Genomic DNA, 17,758 nt, shown 5'->3' on the forward strand with positions numbered 1-17,758 from the left:
TTGCAGTAGTCATCTTTTTTCGATTTAAGGTTGTTGTAAGCTTACGACAATTTTGCTGTAAGTTTGGGGTCGTATACTGTAAACAGAAAGAGGTGAGCGTATATGACGCCATTATTAAAGGTTCAAAATGTAGGAAAAACATACGGCAAAGGCGCGAATATATTTACAGCGCTTGAAAATATAACATTCGAGGTAGAACAAGGTGAGTTTGTCGGTGTAATGGGGCCTTCCGGGGCAGGGAAATCGACGCTCTTAAATGTTTTAGCAACAATTGATACGCCAACAACAGGCGATATTGTAATAGGAAATACAAATTTAGCACATATGAAAGATACACAGTTAGCAGATTTTCGTCGTGATAACTTAGGGTTTATCTTCCAAGATTATAATTTGCTTGATTCATTAACTGTTCGCGAAAATATAGTACTACCACTTGCCATTGCGAAGGTGCCGCAGAAGGAAATTGCTGTAAGAGTAGAACGTATTGCACAGTTGTTTGGCATTAGTGATTTACTAGATAAATACCCTTATCAAATTTCAGGTGGTCAAAAGCAAAGAACAGCATCATCACGTGCGTTAGTAACAGCGCCGAAGCTTATTTTTGCCGATGAGCCAACAGGCGCACTCGATTCAAAATCTGCAACAGATTTATTGGAAAGTTTAAGTGATTTGAACCAATCTCATGCCGCAACAATTATGATGGTCACGCATGATGCATTTGCAGCAAGCTTCTGCCAGCGTATTCTCTTTATTCAGGACGGCAAGCTTTCCAAGGAAATTCATCGTGGGATACAGACGAGAAAGCAGTTTTTCCAGGAAATATTACAGGTGCTTGCAGGCATCGGAGGTGGAGTAAATGACGTTATTTAGTTTAGCGCGTAAAAATATTCAGCGTAATTTGTCGAATTATTTTTTATACATCGCCTCAATGGTATTTAGCATCGTGATTTACTTTACATTTGTGACGTTAAAATACAATGACGATCTTGCAGGCTCAACAGGTATGTCGCAGCAAATTAAAGGACTAATGAGTGCATCGTCAATTGTACTATTATTTTTCATTGTAATATTTATCGCGTATTCTAATTCATTTTTTATGAAGAAACGTAAAAAAGAAGTAGCACTTTACTCGCTACTAGGTGTACGTAAACAAAAAATCGGCCTAATGCTCTTTTTTGAGAATTTAGTTATTGGACTCGTATCACTGGTTTTAGGTATAGTAATAGGCTTTTTTATGTCGAAGGTGTTATTAACAATTTTAGTACGACTGATGGGCTATCAAGTCGTGGCAAATTTAACATTCACCCCTGAAGCAGTGCTTCAAACAGCAGGTATCTTTGCCGTACTATTCCTATTTACTTCTTTACAGGGCTACCGCGTTATTTATCAATTTAAATTGATTGATTTGTTCCATGCAGAGAAACAAGGGGAGAAAATTCCACGTGCATCGTTTTTAGCGGCAATTGTGGGGACAGCACTTATTGCATTTGGCTATTACACGGCTTCTTCTGATATTTTCACAAGTCCTATTTGGAAGCTGTTTACAATCCTTGGAACACCACTTTTAGTAATAGGTGTAACAATAGCGGGGACATATCTCCTGTTCCATAGCGTAAGTGTTTTCATATTGACAGCTTTGAAAAAGGCAACATCTTGGTCTTGGAGAGGCTTGAATTTAATTGGCGTTTCACAACTATTATATCGAATACGAGCAAATGCTAAATCGTTGTCCATTATTGCGATTTTAAGCGCAACAACGATTACTGCCGGTGGTGGCGTATTTGGCATGTACTACAATACCGAAGCAACGGTGCGCCACGTGCTACCAAACACATTTATGTGGAAAGGTGAAGCTGTTGAATTTGACCAACAGAACGTATTGTACAATGAATCGATTCATGCAAAAAATTTACGCGTGGATAATGAATTTGCTTTTTTTGAATATACATTATTGAAGGAATCTGATTACAATCGTTTAGCCACATTACAGGGGACAAATCGTGAGCTTCATATTACAGACGGTTCGGCTGTACTATTAGATGTTAACTTTGATGAACGTTTTTCACATGACTTTACGGGTGAAAACTTTAAATTGCAGAGTGGCGAATCCTTTCATATCGACAAAATGTATACAGATAGTGTGCTAAACTTTATTCCAGCTGGCACGGTGCTTGTCGTAAACGATCGTGCATTTGATGCGACAAATGCGGAAGGTGTGACAATGCAGGCTGTTGGCATGGACAATGATTTAAAGCAGCAAAATGTATCTAAACAAATATATGAACAGCTATCTACTGAGCAACAAGAATGGTTTTCAAGTGTTCCCCAAAGCTATGAGGATAGTCTAGGTACTGTAGGTTCATTACTATTTGTAGGAAGCTTTTTAGGGTTAGTATTTTTAGCAGCTACGGGAAGTATTATTTATTTTAAAGTGTTAACAGAAGCAGAAGAAGATCAGGCGAAGTATGCAGTATTAAATAAAATTGGCGTGAATAGCAAGCAAATATTGAAGACAGTTGCAGGACAGGTTGCTGTCATATTTAGTGCACCTCTTGTTGTCGGCATCGTACACAGTGCTTTCGCGCTTCTAGCATTTTCACAATTATTTAATATGGATATAACGAAGCCCGTTATATTATGGATGGTTGCATATTCAGTCATATACGGCTTGTATTATCTCTTTACTGTACGGTCGTTTTATAAAATTGTGAGACAGGGGAATTAATATGAAAAAGATGTTTATAAGTATTGGAGCATTGTTTATATTGTTTGTGGCAGGTCTTTGCGTACTCATGACAGTAGATTTTAATCGTTTAAATAAAGACTCTTACTATGTGCATATAACTGCCGATGGGGAAGTTGAGGAATACAAGGCAGATGATGGGCAAATTATCCAAACGTATTGGTATGAGCTACCGGCATTTAAAGAAAACGGTGAGGAAATGACGTTGAAATTTTCTGCTCAAAAAAATTTACGCCTAGATGCATATTTAAAGCTTTATGTGAAAAAAGAAAATGAAGTAACGTCTTATGAGGAAATACAATATGATGAAATGCCTGCAAAGGTACAAGCACAAATGAAATAAAAATATAAGAGGAGCGGACCATAATAATTGGACCGCTCCTCTTTATATTCCGCTCACTTTATGCAATTGAATAGTTACAGTTGTCCCTTTTTGTTTCTCAGATGTGATAGACACCGTTCCTCCATGAGCTTCAATAATATCTCTTGCAATAGCAGTGCCAAGTCCAGTACCCTGTTTTTGCTCAGTATTTGTCCCGCGGTAGTAACGCTCAAATATATGTGTTAGGTCTTCAGCGCTTATGCCATGACCATCATCAGCTATTGTGATGGTGTTAGCATCTACTAAAACGTGAACACTTACATCGGGAGGATTATGAAGTATTGCATTATATATAAAATTCACCACAGCACGGCGCATAAAATGCTCGTCAATTGAATGGACAATGACCTCTGCAGTTGCATCAAAATCAATATTTGCTTGTTCATAAGGTGGCGTATTTAGTGTGTCGATGACAATTTCACGCATAAACTGGACGATATTCACCTTAGTTAAAGTCAGTGGAAGCTGCTGGTGTCTTAGTCGCATTGTTAAATTTAAATCATCGAGTAAATCTTGCATATGCAATGACTGCTTTTCAATAATTTGTGCGTATTCTGTTTGCTCATTTAGTGATAAACCCCGCTCATTTAGTAACTCTGCATAACCACGAATGGAAGCAAGTGGCGTCTTCATATCGTGTGAGACGTTGCTAATCCACTCCTCACGCATCATCTCTAATCGTTTGCGTTCTTGCTCGTGAGCAGCCAACTCGCTGGATACTTCACTTAAATTTTCAAATACAGGTTGATAGAGACCTTTTGGTACTTTTATTGGCATATGTTTGTGATTTTTTAAATGCTGAATACGTTCTATCATTGCGTAAAGAGGCTTCGTTAATGTACGACCAAATAGCCAGCCGACAAGTGTTGCGACTAGTAAATCCGCGATAACGATTAGCAATCCATACTTTCCGATAATTTGTAGTATAGATGCTGCCGAAAGGTGAACAACTAACCTTGAAACGCCACTACCTTTAATGCCAATTAAATAGCTAATGTCATCTTTATTTCCTATATAAACCGTTGTATCAACATCGAATTCCTTATATTTGTAAACTTGAATTAAATCGACGGGAGCATAATGAGAAAGTGCCTTTTCAGGTGCAAAATAAGCATCAATAACTTGCCCATTTGCATCAAGCAATTGAATCCAAGCGTTTCTTTGATGTAATTGTTGTAGCCCCTCTTCACTGACGGATGAATGATTATTACTCACATCAATATACTGCTGGAACTCTCGCACAAAGATTTCCTCGTTATCTGCAGTAGCATCATTAAATTTGTTGAATTGCTGGTACACCATTAACCCAATAAAAATGGCTGTATTGACGAAAATAACAATGATTACAATAGACAATATGGATAGTAAAAAACGAGCAGTTAAACGCCATTTCATGTTTGAGACTCTTTTGGCACGACCAATTTATAGCCTAGCCCTTTGACCGTTGTAATATAAACAGGTTTAGATGGATCATGTTCAATCTTTTCACGTAGACGACGAATATGCACCATGACCGTATTGTCTGAGCCAAAAAAATCCTCACTCCATACACGTTCGAATAATGTCTCCTTACTTAAAATACGGTTTGGATTATGCATAAAGCAAGCCATTAATCCAATTTCCTTAGCTGTTAACTCTAATAAAGTACCATCTTTATGTACTTCGGTTTCATCGCTATTGAGCTCAAATGGTCCAACCTGTATCGTCTTTATTGTGGTAGTGGTCGGTGCTTCCTGTAATTGATAACCGGCACGACGTAGATGCGCCTTTACACGATAGGCAACTTCTTTAGGGCTAAAAGGTTTGGTAATATAATCGTCTCCCCCAATGGCGAGCCCTAAAATTTTATCAATTTCCTCGTTTTTAGCTGACAAGAAGAGAACTGGAATATGTGATACTTCTCGAATACGTCGGCATAAATCATAGCCTTCACCGTCTGGAAGCATAACATCAAGTAGCACGATGTCAGGTTTTATCTGTTGAAAGCTCGACCAAGCTTTTTCAATGGAGTCTGCTGTATGGATAAGCTTATATCCCTCTTTTTGAAGACTAACCTTTAGCAAATTGGCTAAATCAGCTTCATCTTCTACGATTAAAATAGTTGGTTCTGTCATAGTTCATACGCCCTTTCCTTTAAGGTTGGCAGTCATTTCTTATTTATCAGCCTTATTATAAATGAAAGTAATGGAAAAGACGAAGCACGATGGATGCAGGAAGTGCATTTCTATAAATTGAGTTTTCTGGAAAAGATCAATAACGCCAAAAAGCACCAGATAAAGCGTCTATGGTTAGCCTATCCTGCACTCGATGGAGAAAATGTGCTAAAAAACATTGGCACCGATAGTACCGCTATGCATTTTGTAAAATTGGCAAGGTTTTACTCGAAATAGCAGGAACTAATGACCTCTATGTCGAAATTAATTTTATAAGCGGTGATGTGTAGCTTTCAATCGACATCGACTACCAAGTTGTTGGTAAATGCAAAGCAAAATGAAGATAAACGCAAGAGATGGCTTCATCATGATGCTAAAATTTACACATATTTTAGATTTGTACATGAATAAATTATTAATAATGGCTCTCTGCTCATGAGTGGAGAGCTCTCTTTTACACTTGTGTAGATACATAAAATATTTTTTGGATTGGGAGAGTGGAAAAACATGATTACGGAATTACAAAAGCATGAAAAAGCTAAACAACCAGAAAATGAAGAAAGTGTACAGCAGCTCGAAGCAGTGGAAACATTGTTTGTGAATGAGTTCATAGACGGTATTTTAGATCCACAGCAAAAAATGCTTGGCCCTGTTAAAAATGGAGGCACAATTATTGCCAATACAACGCCTGGGTGTTGGGGACCAATGCTAACGCCAACAATTCGTGGTGGACACGAAGTAACGAAGCCCGTTTTTGTAGAAGGGGCTGAAGTAGGTGATGCAATTGTTATTACAATCAAATCCATTCAGGTCACATCCCTCGCGACGGCATCTGGGCATGATGAGGCAATACATGACCGCTTCATTGGAGATCCGTTCGTATCTGTAAAATGTCCTGGCTGTGGCAAGCTACATCCAAGTACAGTGGTGACTGGTATAGGACCGCAAGCAATACGCTGTTCAACATGTGATACAGAAACCGCGCCTTTTAAAATGACAAATGGTTATACAATGGCACTAGACCAAAAAGGTAATATCGGTTTAACGGTTGGACGTGAAGGTGCTCGACGTATTGCGTTAGAAGCAAAAAATTATATGCGCACACCTGAAAAGTCAGTGCAAAACCCGGTAGTAGCTTTGGCACCGAGCGATTTAATTGGTGTAATGGCAAGAATGCGACCTTTTTTAGGTCAGCTTGGAACGACGCCTTCGAAAGCAATGCCAGATTCACATAATGCAGGTGATTTTGGTTCGTTTTTAATAGGAGCGCCGCATGAATATGCCTTTACCGAAGCGGAGCTAGACGCACATCGTACAGATGGACATATGGATATTAGCCGTGTTCGCGAAGGTGCTACAATTATTTGTCCTGTAAAGGTACCTGGCGGTGGTGTGTATATTGGCGATATGCATGCGATGCAGGGAGATGGCGAAATTGCTGGGCATACAACAGATGTTGCGGGAATTGTACAACTGCAGGTAAGTGTTTTGAAAAAAGTAGCGCTTGAAGGTCCTATTTTATTACCAAATGAAGAGGATCTTCCATATACAGCAAAACCTTTTTCTAAGGAAGAAAAACGCCGAGCTCGAGAACTAGCAGAGGAATTTGGTGTGAAACAAGTAGAAGAAGCGTTCCCTGTGTCTGTAGTAGGTACAGGTACAACATTAAATGAGGCGACAGCTAATGCAATTAGTCGTGCAGCAAAACTCTTTGATATGAGTGAGCCAGAAGTAATGAATCGCGCAACAATTACAGGATCCATTGAAATCGGCCGCCATCCTGGTGTCGTTACTGCAACTTTCCAAGTTCCAAAGACTGTGCTAAAAAAAGCACGAATTTATAAACCTATTAAAAAGCAGTACGATTAAAATTTAACTCTGCTGAAAAAACGTATTGATTAAAAATCAAGAAAACAAGGCACGAGCCAGTGTAATGCAAGAGTACATTGGTCTCGTGCTTTGCTTTTAACTTCTCATCATTGTAAAAATATAAAGTAAAATTGAATTCTCGTTGTTAGCTGATATAATAGTAAAAGCTTCTAAATCTCTCTATATATAATTACGTTTGATATAATTTCGACTTTAGATTACAAGGATGGTGAATATGGCAGATTTCATACGTTTGCAAGAAAAAGAAGCAAAAAATCATCGACTAAAAGCATACATAGCTAAGATGAGTGGAGGTGGACATGCTCCTTCAAGAACTAATTTTGCCGATGCAATAACAGGTGCAGTTGGTGGCTTACTTTGTATCTTTGTATTGCTTTGTTTAACAAACTATACAGGGGCACCTTGGTTAATGGCATCACTTGGGGGTAGTTGTGTACTCGTATTTGTTGTATGGAATGCGCCATTGTCGCAACCCCGTAATATTATTGGAGGACATTTGATTTCAGCCTTTATCGGATTGATAATGTTTTCATTATTAGGATCAAGCGTCTTTTCAATCAGCCTTGGTGTCGGTTTAACGATTTTTTTTATGGCACTTTTTGGTGTTATCCATCCGCCAGCGGGAGCGAACCCTATCATCATTATTTTAGGAGGCTATAGCTGGGGCTATTTATTTATGCCGGTATTAATAGGTGCAGTGATTATTGTTATCTTTGGCTTACTAATAAATAATTTACGACAGACAAGAAAATACCCACAATTTTGGTGAGCCGTAAAAAAATAAAATTTTGCACTAATTTCGTGTAACTATTTTTTGTGTGATCCGTCTACTGCATTGGGAGTATTAGCTGTTCTTGGGAACAGTGGATACTTAGGAATGTAAATGAGTATGGCGCTGACATAGATTAGCGTCGGGCAAAGAGCCATCTGAGACAATGCACTGGGCTACCAACTTAAGGGCAACTATCAGATGAGCTCGTTTGTCTTTGTTTAAAATTTAACGAGCTTCGTGAAAATTTCAATGTTGCTCTAAGTAGAGCTAAAGTGTTTGGATAGGCGGACACTTTAGCTCTTTTATTTGTGCATAATCGGAAATTTTTAGCATATGTTGGATAGGATTTGTTATATTGGAGAAAGAGTGTTGAAATATTTGAGAAACATATTTTTGCATGATAGGGGAAGATCTTTGTTGCGTGAAATTGATAGGGGGCTCTGGTTGTATGCTGCTGGATTGTGATGAGCAATTATTCATAACATATAGACAAAGTGGTGAAAATGGCGCTGAAAAATTACTTTCAAAATGGGCGGAGGCCGAGGTCACTCCACAAGTAGATCCCAAAATATTAGGTACTGCATTATCACCGCAATTATTTTTAGTAAATAAAGAAGCGGCGATGAACATTGCCTTTTCGACAGCTCGAAAATATTGGGGACGTGTATCTACGGAGTTGCAACTATTTTTCAACAAGCATGGCCTGGATACAAAATATGTGAATGACCGACTTAATGCCTTTTTTTATACCCAAAAAGGGAAGCAAGCTTTTTTTGAGCAGCTTTTTGCCCAGCATACAATGGATTTAGAGCGGTTAGTTTGGCTTGTGTTCGGAAAGCGATGGCAGGTCAAGTTACCTGAAAATGATTTACTAACTATATATTTATATAAATTTGAAGATGACTATTTTGTGCATATGATCTATAAAGAAGAGGCTTTGTTTTGGCATTGGCTTTTTATGAAAAAAGTTTATTCACTGCTTATCCACAAACCTTTGGAACAATTCACATTTATTCATGAAATAATGGGTCATTTTGAACAATCGTATACAATTACTTATGCACATGTGGATAACTTTGTGCGTAATTATAGAAAAACTCTGGATAAGTGTATAACTTATGTGGATAAATGCAATTTGTCTTGTTTAGCAAAAAAACAGCTTCGTCTATATCAAATTGTTACACACTACCGTTTGTCAGAGGGGCAGTATCAATGCATTAAAGAATTGATTACTTCCTTTGAGGCTGATTGGCGTTATTCTATGTATGCCTTAACAGAGAAAGAAAAGGTTTTGATTGCATATATTTTATTGCATATAGCCCATCAAGAACAGGATTATGAAAATGTACTTCATTATGGTGAATATTTATTAGAAGATGAACGGCTTAATAACTATGCAATTGAGATTTTGTTGGAGTACAAGGACTTACTCCCAAATCGAAAACCAACGCCACCTGCAATAATAAAAAATTATAATTTGAATTATTTAGAAAATCTGTATGCAGTATTACTAGATACTTATGTCAGATTGGAACGTTACCAAGAGGGGTTAGTGCTCTTAAAGGAACATGGCCTCGCATCTAATAAAAAAATAAATGCAGCATTAGTACAGCAAAACTACAGTAATGAGCAATTAATTGGCATTGAGGCATCGATGCAGCAAGACATAGCGCTTCAAGTAAATAATTCATTACAACATATTGGTTTGTCAGTGGAAGAATGGCGCCAACATTATCGCCAGCCAGATGCTCCTTATTTTTTAGTAGCACAGAGCGCTTCCATGCATATGATTAATATTTTAAAAATCCTTTTTGTTACTGAACAATATGAGTTATTTGAGAAATTAATAGAAGTTTATAAAAAATATTTACTCATTGAAGATCATTTCGAAAAATTACGTGTATTTATTAGTGCGTATGTATAACAGATAAAAAGAGTGTCCCATGAAGTAAAAAAATGACTTCATGGGACACTCTTTTTTAAAAAATAAATATTGATGACTATTAGTGTTGATTTCAGAATTGTTTGAGTGCCTGGCACCTGCCCTTTATGTCGCCACGCTTTATTATTCTAAAACCCCTTTTTCTTGAAGTGCAATAATTTGTTCAGCACTGTAGCCGATTGATGATAGTACTTCTTCGTTATGCTCGCCTAGCTTTGCACCAACATGCTTGTACGTTGGATTGGCTCCATCAAATTTAAAGGCAGATGCAATTTGTTTTTGTGTTGTACCATCATTTTTCGGAATTTCCACAATCATCCCACGAGCTTGTAATTGTGGATGCTCGCACGCTTCTGGAAATGTTAACACCGGTTCCACACAACCTTCGAAATTTTCGTTAAAGACTTCGAGCCATTCGTTGTAAGTTTTCGATAAAAAGGCATCATGCACGGCCTCTTTAAATCGAATTTGAGTATAGTATGAATCATTGAATGTATTATCGATAAGTTCTGGAATATCAAGGGCTTCACATAGCAGCCTACGAAACTGTGGCTCTAGACTTCCCACTGAGAAAAATCGCCCATCCTTCGTTTTGTAAAAATCATAGTAGCTACCACCATTTAAAATTTCTTGTTCAGGCTGAGGTACACGACCACCGCCAATATAGGCAGAGCCATACATTGCATTAAGTGAGAACACGGCATCGGTCATGCTAATATCGACATACTGACCTTCTCCTGTTTTTTCTCGGTGTAGTGCTGCAGCAAGTACCCCTATAGCTGCGTGCATTGTACCACCTGCAATATCTGCAAGCTGAACCCCCATGGAGACAGGTTTTTTGTCTTTATGACGAGAATAGTCGAGAACACCAGCTAGGGCCAGGTAATTATTATCATGGCCTGGTCGGTTGCTATATGGTCCTGTTTGGCCATAGCCTGTAATAGCACAATATATCAGTTTTGGATTCACTTCTTTTAACGCTTCGTAGCCAATACCGAGTCGTTGCATGACCCCTGGCCGAAAACCTTCAATAATCACGTCGTACTCTTGTATAAGTGACTTTACAATTTCTACAGCCTCTGGCGATTTTAAATTTAATGTAAGTGACTTTTTGGAACGATTCAAGTGCTGATGAATATATGCCTCATGATCTTCATCATAGGGAGGCATAATCCGCGTTAAATCTACGCGTTTGGAGGATTCCACATGGATGACCTCCGCACCTAGGTCGGCAAAAATCATTGTTGCCATTGGCCCTGGTAGTAATGCAGAAAAATCGAGAATTTTTAACCCCTTTAAAATACCCAAATCTTCCAACCCCTTTTTGTGTAGGCTACTATGCAGTCTTTTAAGAAGCATTAGTAGCGCTTTTCTCATTATCCCCATAGTGCGAAAAGCGTGTTTTATAAAATTCTGTATTAATACAGATTGTGTTTATTTTATTCAGTATTATAACAGAAGATACATTGGATTGCCTATGTTAATTTTTATTATAAATTAATTTATCAGAAAATTATATGTCGCTATAACAATAAAAGTAAAAATATTTAGAAATTAGATGGGTATTAGTGGGTAAACCACCAATAACCTCGAGGAAATCGCCAGTAAAATTACATGAATCGCCTGTAAGAGCCCATAAATCGCCTATAGAACTTTCGTAAATTAAAAATCTAATCGTAAATATGTTTACCTTTTAAGATTATGGGTATTTGAATAATAGAACGATAATTTGGGCAAGCTATTGATGTAAATGATACGTAAACTCGGGACACATCTCTCGATCAACTTGGTAAGACTTAAGGTTATCCCCCTTTCCCTTATGACAGAACAAGTATGATATGATGTATGCCTATATTTTGGGAAAGCCAAGAAAGCACCGATGCTTCTTGGCTTTTTTATTTTGTATATGACTTTCTTCCATTATTTTAGAAATACTATGAAGGTTCACTATCTACCTGTCGATATAAAGGGTATGATGAAAATGATATTTTTACGTATTAATTATATGTGAAAGGAAGAGTGAGATGGATAAAACAAAAATCCAAAAAGTGAACAAAGCACTTATTGCAACTGTTTTTGCTACTAGCGGGATTGCTGTTGTCGTACCACCACCACAAAAAGTAGCAGCAGCTACTTCACCATTTGTAGATATTAATCAATATTCAAGTCACTATGACAATATTTTAAAATTATACTCTCAAGGTGCAATTAGTGGGTTTGCAGATAAAACGTTTCGACCAAATCAAAATGTAACGCGTGGTCAAGCAGCAAAAATGCTGGCAACGGTTTTAAAGCTAGATTTAAAAAATGTACAAGATCCATATTTTAAAGACGTTCCAAAGAGCAATGAATATTATAAGTATGTAGCAGCATTGCAAAATGCAGGGATTATGTCTGGTTATGCAAGTGGTTCATTCATGCCAAATGAAGTTATTACGCGAGGACAGTTAGCTAAAATTTTAGTGCTTGGCTTTAAATTCGAAGTAGCATCAAATTTTAACCATAGCTTCCAAGATGTAAATAGCCAAACGAGTAATGCCTACTATATTCAAACTTTAGTAGATTTACAAATTACAGAAGGAACAACACCTGTCACATTCTCTCCATTCAATGCGGTAACACGAGGACAAATTGCTTCCTTTATTGTTCGTTCACAAGCGAAAAAAAGCAATGCATCAACTTATAAGATTACTGGTGTTGAAGATGATATTGTTTACATAAATGCTGAACCGTATACAGTACCAGAAAGCCTTTCACATATTTTCAATGAATATAATGCAGATGTACTAAAAGGTGCATTTATTGAGGGAGACCTTTCAGGAAAAACACTTTATTCTGTCGCAAAGTTAACGTTGAATGCAAGTGGTACGAGCTCACGATTTTTACATTTTGATGGTGACTATAAATCCTTTGGTGGCACAATCGTTGTAAATGGGAATTATATTGAATTTGCTAATGTAACATTAACAGGCACGATGTTAGTCAACGAAACGGTACGCCCACCATTACATTTAGATGTTTCTTACTATAAGCCATTAGCAATTGGCCGTGTAGCTAGCAATAATTTTTCATTTATTAACTGGTCTAATCCTGATAAGCAAGAAGGAGAAAGTTCATCGAATAGTAACTCATCGAGCGATTTGCAAAACTGGACGGATTCAAATCAAAATCCAGATAAAAATAAACCTTTTGAAAACTGGTCAAAAGATCAAGTAACGATGAAAAATGTCGAAAAGCATATTGAATTTTACAATAGTACTGTATCACGTCTAGTTGTGTCTCAAAGTGGTACAAAAATTGAAACAAATAAAAAGCTACCTCGTGTAGATATTATTGGAAACGTACGTGAATTTGAGATTCAAGGTAATATCGGTACGCTGAATTTGGATACAGAAACAAAGCTAACGATATATGGAACTAGCAATATTGACTGGATTAATTACAATAGCTATACCGATTTAGAACTTTATATAGATGGTCGTGTAGGTACGCTTTATGTAGATAATGCATATGGCTGGATTGATATTGGTGACTACACATATATCGACAAAGTAATCCTTCCAAAAGACGAAGGACCAAATAATATTTTTGATGATTTCTTAGATGATAAAGATAACATAGGAAATATTACAGACCCAGATGGTAAACCAATCGATAAGGATGATATCGACAATCAAAAGCCAGCAGATAAAACAAAACCGTTAATCGATATTACAAATGTAAGCGTATTGAATGGTAGTGATGTTCAAGTAGACTTTACTTCAGATAAAGTGGGAACGTATTACTATATTGTTCGTGAAAAAAATGCGGAAGCACCAACAAAACGAGAGATGGTCAATCGTATATCTACAGATAATGTAGCAAGTGGCACAGCTTCAGCCGTCAATGGCAAAAACACGTTTAAAGTAACTAATTTAGGTGAGAAAAAAGAATATGTTGTCTATGTAATGGTAGTAGATGGAGCGAAAAATACGTCGGACATTAAATCGCAGTCATTCCAAATGAAAGATTCATCACCACCAGTAGTAAAATCGCTAGCGGTAAACCCTCTACATGGCGGGACACGTGCAGAATTTACATTTACAGCGAGTGAACCTGGAGAATACTACTATTATGTGCGTAAAAAAACAACTGCCGCAGATCCAACAACAGCAGATATTGTAGCTAACCCAACTGGTAAGGGGAAGGCAGTTGCTGGTGAACTTGGGATTAGAGGAATACTGACAGGGTTAGACGCTGAAAAAGAGTATCAACTTTATGTCGTGATGAAGGACGAGTCAGGCAATTATTCAGTCGACCCAATTCCAAAAGAAGCGATTAAAGAGTTCAAAACAGGTGCTTTAGATAATATTCCTCCATACATTGTTGGCGGAGAACTCGTTTTACAAGATGAAATTAAAAATGAATTTTATGTAACAGTAAGTGAAGAATTAGATTTAACTTCTGCTGAGAAAGTGGAAAACTATGAACTGACAGGGACAGGTATTGTTAACCAAGGATTACAAAAACCGATTCGCCCTGAAAAAGTAGTATATAACAAAGCTCAAAAAAGATTAACTTTCACAATCCCTTCTTTAACAGGTTTTGTGAATGGAGATAACTTGGTCGTAACGATTTCTCCAAATGTAAAAGATTTAGCTGATAATGAATTCGAAAATATTAACAATGCACCAGTGAATAGTGTTCCGCGCAATACGGCAGAGTATATTCATAAAGATGGTGAGTGGCCGTATTTAACAATAATCGGTGAACCTGCTATTAACAATGCTAAAGATCAGACACTTGTCGAATTCAATGCAACAAAAGCAGGAACATATCATTATTTAATTATGGAATCAGATTTAAATTTAACACGTGATGATCGTTTACGATTAATCGAAGCTGTGCAATTAAATTCAAAAGAATTTAATGTAGGCGGCATTAATATACCGATTATCGGTAGTGGCGGTAATAAGCCAGCACAGTTAGGGAAACAAAAGGTGACAATTCCGCTACCTAATACGATTCCACCTTTAGATCCATTTAAGAGCTATTCGATTTATATGGTATTGCGAGATCGTTCAGGGAATGTCTCAGATATTCAAACAAAACATGTGATTGATGACCGTACTCCACCAGTTATCGACAATACGTCAATTAAAATATTAGAAGGGGATCGAAAAGCAACTTTCAAATTTATGTCAGACGAGGACGGTTCGTATTACTACGTTCTTCGAAATGTAGGCAACTCAACACCTGGACCAACAACTCCTGAAGAAGTAATGGCTAAAGGAATTACGAGTAGCATGCGTAAAGATACAAATGAGATTTCTTTAACGCTTGAGCCGCATCAACAGTATGAGCTATATGTTGCTGTAAAGGATCGTTATAATAATGTAACAATGCTACAAAAAGGGACAGAATCAAAAGTTTATACATTTGATGAGAAGCAAAATAAAACGGTAACCTTGACTCCTGGTGGGGATGGTAATGGTGTGATGAAATATACATTCTTCGCAGATGGAACACCACCAAAAGTTCAAGATCCAATCTTTAAACGACTTGATGGTAAAACATTTGAAGTGACATTTTCAGAGGCTATCGATACAGGGTTTGACTTTACATTAGTTCAACCAGGTACTACAACGGCTATTACACCAACTTACACATCATCAAATTGGCTAGATATTACGGGTACAAGCGATTGGGAATCTCGAAAGCTTATTATTAAGTTTGCTGATGAAGTAAAACAAAGCTTTGACATCAGCGTAAATGCTACCGCGAAGGATAAAGGTGGCTGGACATTTAGTAAGGATAGAGCTGAATACAAATATCCAACAAAAGAGAATACAATTACGTCTGCGACATTATTACCAGATACGGAATTCCCAAGCAATTTAAATATTTCTAAGAAGGTTCAGGTTGTTGCCAATCTGAATGCTGATATTACATGGGATCAGCACTATTACTACGCAGTACTGAACGACGGATATGACTTATCACTTGATAATATTCAAAATGTTATTGCCAATGCAGATAGTAATAACCTTACGTATATTCCTGGTGGAGCGATTGTTTCTTACGGTAAAGGTAAGATAACAGCACCTGCTGATGCAAGTTCTGCGAAGACCTTTACAGCAATCCAAACAGGTAGCCCATCTTCAACAAATATATTCCAGAAAGATCAACGAATTTATCTGTTCACGAAAGATAAGTATGGAAATATTGTGTACGCAAAAGCTTCAACAGATCCAGCAGCTTTAAATTATGTATTAATTCAGCCTAGAACACAATAAATCAAATTTAGTAAAGACACTAGCTATTTATAATGGCTAGTGTCTTTTTTCATGGACAAAAAAAAATACCCCCACCCATTAGGGTGGGGGATTCATCTTATTTAATTCCTAACAATTTGAAACGTACCAGATGTTTGTGTTTCAATGATGTATTGATTGCCATTGACTGTATAGGAAACAGGCTCGTGATCCCCAAATTCATTGATTTGAACGATGGATGAATTCTCTGGTATATTTTCTAAAATGATTTCGATATTTGCTTCGAATTTAGCAGGCATTTTATTTAATACCGCTTGGAACGTAATACGATTTAAATTTCTTGTAAGCTGAATGTCCATTACGCCAAAATCTTCATTCACGAGCGTATTCAATGGTGGAATGATGACAACCATATTCGCCTTCGTAGTTAATACAAAGCGTTCATTGTCATTTTCAGAATCAGCAACATTGATTTTTGCTTTATATGTGTTTCGACTTTTCGACATCAGCGTATTTTTACCTGGTGCTGCCGCGGAGTCAGATAATTCCGGTGTTTTGATCGTATTGCCCTTAGCTGGTAGTTTATATTTTCCTTTTACATAGTCTACTAATATCCACACATTTGGCACAAGCTGTTGTTGTACAGGCGTTAATGCTTCGAAGGCAGTTTTTACTGCTTGTACATCGTGCGTTGTAGATGTTTTCGGCGATAAAGCTGCAATGGCATTTTCGACTTCTTTTGCAGCGGCTTTATCCAACGTAACGACGTGTTCAGCATCTAGTAGAAGCTGTTCAATACCTGTAGGCAAAGAAACGTTTGAGAATTTTCTTAATGCATTATACTCTGCTCGTGCTTCAGCCACATCTTTATGGAAGCTAAGACGAGAGGAGTTTAATAGTTGAATTTTATTTACGACTTTATCAATTGAAGTATTTGGTGTAATCGACGATGTCAATATTTTTTGTGTTTCGGCGCTGACAAAAGTTTTTTGTGCAGCATTTAATGTGTTGTACCAATCTCTCGTTTCAATAACGTTTTGATAATAGTTAACAGAAGTAGAATCGACTGAAGCCAATTTTTCTTCAATTTGAGCGGCTAGTCTACGATAATTTACTCTTGTTTGTTGGTGATTTGATAGGGTCTCGTAATTTGTTACGTATTGTTTTTCAGTTTCTGTCAATGCATTGTAGGCTTTGATTGCAGCCTCTAAGTAAGCCTGAAACGCAAATGATGTATCATTAATATTTGAAATAAGCTGTATAACATTCCGTACGTTGGAATTATAGTAGTAATAATTATTATATATGTATGCCGTCTTTGCATGTGTCGAGGTATCGGCAGCTGATGCAGACGTTATAGGTGTTGTATAAATAAGTGATGGAACGGCTACTAGAGCAAGCAAGGCTAGGCTTTTTTTATGTTTCATACGGGCAAACCTCCTATTTTAATAATACTAATTTTATCATAGCTGAAGGATTTTTTATGCATATTTTAGGTTAATAGGTAAAAAGGTCAGTCGTTTTTTATAGTATAATATATCTTAACTACCAATAGAAGAGCTTTCAAAACTTCTAACGTTATAAAGTGAAGGGGGATTTTATTAGATATAGCTCGCTTTCAT

11 protein-coding genes are annotated in these 17,758 nt (G+C 37.2%); 7 read left to right on the top strand and 4 right to left on the bottom strand.

Features of this window, described 5'->3' with window-relative positions; translation table 11 throughout:
- Positions 1 to 102 precede the first annotated feature (102 nt).
- From ACIQXJ_RS22655 to ACIQXJ_RS22665, 3 genes are read left to right on the top strand one after another with little or no spacing between them, the layout of a single operon-like run.
- Positions 103 to 870 (top strand): ABC transporter ATP-binding protein, encoded by a 768-nt coding sequence (locus ACIQXJ_RS22655; RefSeq protein ID WP_401013985.1) that lies wholly within the window; start codon positions 103 to 105, stop codon positions 868 to 870.
- Entirely contained in the window at positions 857 to 2,725 is a 1,869-nt protein-coding gene (locus ACIQXJ_RS22660) for an FtsX-like permease family protein (protein WP_403057880.1), read from the top strand. Before ACIQXJ_RS22655 ends, ACIQXJ_RS22660 begins: the two co-directional genes overlap by 14 nt.
- Before the next feature lies 1 nt (position 2,726).
- Entirely contained in the window at positions 2,727 to 3,086 is a 360-nt protein-coding gene (locus tag ACIQXJ_RS22665) for a YxeA family protein (RefSeq protein WP_403057877.1), read from the top strand.
- A 42-nt stretch (positions 3,087 to 3,128) separates the two neighbouring features.
- Here ACIQXJ_RS22665 and ACIQXJ_RS22670 read toward each other — a convergent pair whose 3' ends face one another.
- Together ACIQXJ_RS22670 and ACIQXJ_RS22675 are read right to left on the bottom strand one after the other, a co-directional pair.
- Positions 3,129 to 4,520: a sensor histidine kinase gene (locus ACIQXJ_RS22670; protein ID WP_403057874.1), complete on the bottom strand. Its 1,392-nt coding sequence runs from the start codon at positions 4,518 to 4,520 to the stop codon at positions 3,129 to 3,131.
- Complete coding sequence (locus tag ACIQXJ_RS22675) at positions 4,517 to 5,239, bottom strand: response regulator transcription factor (protein WP_403057871.1); 723 nt, start codon at positions 5,237 to 5,239, stop codon at positions 4,517 to 4,519. Before ACIQXJ_RS22675 ends, ACIQXJ_RS22670 begins: the two co-directional genes overlap by 4 nt.
- 546 nt (positions 5,240 to 5,785) lie before the next feature.
- Between ACIQXJ_RS22675 and ACIQXJ_RS22680 the strand changes: the two genes are divergently transcribed.
- The 3 genes from ACIQXJ_RS22680 to ACIQXJ_RS22690 all read left to right on the top strand — a co-directional run bounded on the left by ACIQXJ_RS22680 (position 5,786) and on the right by ACIQXJ_RS22690 (position 9,864).
- The gene (locus ACIQXJ_RS22680) at positions 5,786 to 7,147 is read left to right on the top strand and encodes an acetamidase/formamidase family protein (protein WP_403057868.1); all 1,362 of its coding nucleotides are present in this window, start codon (positions 5,786 to 5,788) and stop codon (positions 7,145 to 7,147) included.
- A gap of 235 nt (positions 7,148 to 7,382) precedes the next feature.
- On the top strand, positions 7,383 to 7,937 hold the full coding sequence (locus ACIQXJ_RS22685) for an HPP family protein (protein WP_403057865.1): 555 nt from the start codon (positions 7,383 to 7,385) through the stop codon (positions 7,935 to 7,937).
- A 451-nt stretch (positions 7,938 to 8,388) separates the two neighbouring features.
- Complete coding sequence (locus ACIQXJ_RS22690; protein ID WP_403057862.1) at positions 8,389 to 9,864, top strand: hypothetical protein; 1,476 nt, start codon at positions 8,389 to 8,391, stop codon at positions 9,862 to 9,864.
- Between the two features lie 141 nt (positions 9,865 to 10,005).
- Here ACIQXJ_RS22690 and ACIQXJ_RS22695 read toward each other — a convergent pair whose 3' ends face one another.
- The gene (locus ACIQXJ_RS22695; protein WP_401014004.1) at positions 10,006 to 11,190 is read right to left on the bottom strand and encodes a CaiB/BaiF CoA transferase family protein; all 1,185 of its coding nucleotides are present in this window, start codon (positions 11,188 to 11,190) and stop codon (positions 10,006 to 10,008) included.
- Between the two features lie 716 nt (positions 11,191 to 11,906).
- On the opposite strand from ACIQXJ_RS22695, the gene ACIQXJ_RS22700 reads away from it, so the two are divergent.
- Positions 11,907 to 16,157, top strand: coding sequence for an S-layer homology domain-containing protein (locus ACIQXJ_RS22700; protein WP_403057859.1), 4,251 nt, complete (start codon positions 11,907 to 11,909; stop codon positions 16,155 to 16,157).
- 101 nt (positions 16,158 to 16,258) lie between these two features.
- Here ACIQXJ_RS22700 and ACIQXJ_RS22705 read toward each other — a convergent pair whose 3' ends face one another.
- Positions 16,259 to 17,563 carry a hypothetical protein gene (locus ACIQXJ_RS22705; protein ID WP_403057857.1) on the bottom strand — a complete coding sequence of 435 codons (1,305 nt, stop codon included), beginning with the start codon at positions 17,561 to 17,563 and terminating at the stop codon, positions 16,259 to 16,261.
- Positions 17,564 to 17,758 lie beyond the last annotated feature (195 nt).

It is taken from the genome of Lysinibacillus sp. NPDC097868 (genome assembly GCF_044761135.1).
Taxonomy (GTDB): Bacteria; Bacillota; Bacilli; order Bacillales_A; family Planococcaceae; genus Lysinibacillus.

Excerpts from the sequence above, each read along its gene's own strand:
- ACIQXJ_RS22685 (WP_403057865.1), top strand. The coding sequence starts at position 7,383 with ATGGCAGATTTCATACGTTTGCAAGAAAAAGAAGCAAAAAATCATCGA.
- ACIQXJ_RS22700 (WP_403057859.1), top strand. The coding sequence starts at position 11,907 with ATGGATAAAACAAAAATCCAAAAAGTGAACAAAGCACTTATTGCAACT.
- ACIQXJ_RS22670 (WP_403057874.1), bottom strand. The coding sequence starts at position 4,520 with ATGAAATGGCGTTTAACTGCTCGTTTTTTACTATCCATATTGTCTATT.
- ACIQXJ_RS22660 (WP_403057880.1), top strand. The coding sequence starts at position 857 with ATGACGTTATTTAGTTTAGCGCGTAAAAATATTCAGCGTAATTTGTCG.
- ACIQXJ_RS22680 (WP_403057868.1), top strand. The coding sequence starts at position 5,786 with ATGATTACGGAATTACAAAAGCATGAAAAAGCTAAACAACCAGAAAAT.
- ACIQXJ_RS22705 (WP_403057857.1), bottom strand. The coding sequence starts at position 17,563 with ATGAAACATAAAAAAAGCCTAGCCTTGCTTGCTCTAGTAGCCGTTCCA.
- ACIQXJ_RS22690 (WP_403057862.1), top strand. The coding sequence starts at position 8,389 with ATGCTGCTGGATTGTGATGAGCAATTATTCATAACATATAGACAAAGT.
- ACIQXJ_RS22675 (WP_403057871.1), bottom strand. The coding sequence starts at position 5,239 with ATGACAGAACCAACTATTTTAATCGTAGAAGATGAAGCTGATTTAGCC.
- ACIQXJ_RS22655 (WP_401013985.1), top strand. The coding sequence starts at position 103 with ATGACGCCATTATTAAAGGTTCAAAATGTAGGAAAAACATACGGCAAA.
- ACIQXJ_RS22665 (WP_403057877.1), top strand. The coding sequence starts at position 2,727 with ATGAAAAAGATGTTTATAAGTATTGGAGCATTGTTTATATTGTTTGTG.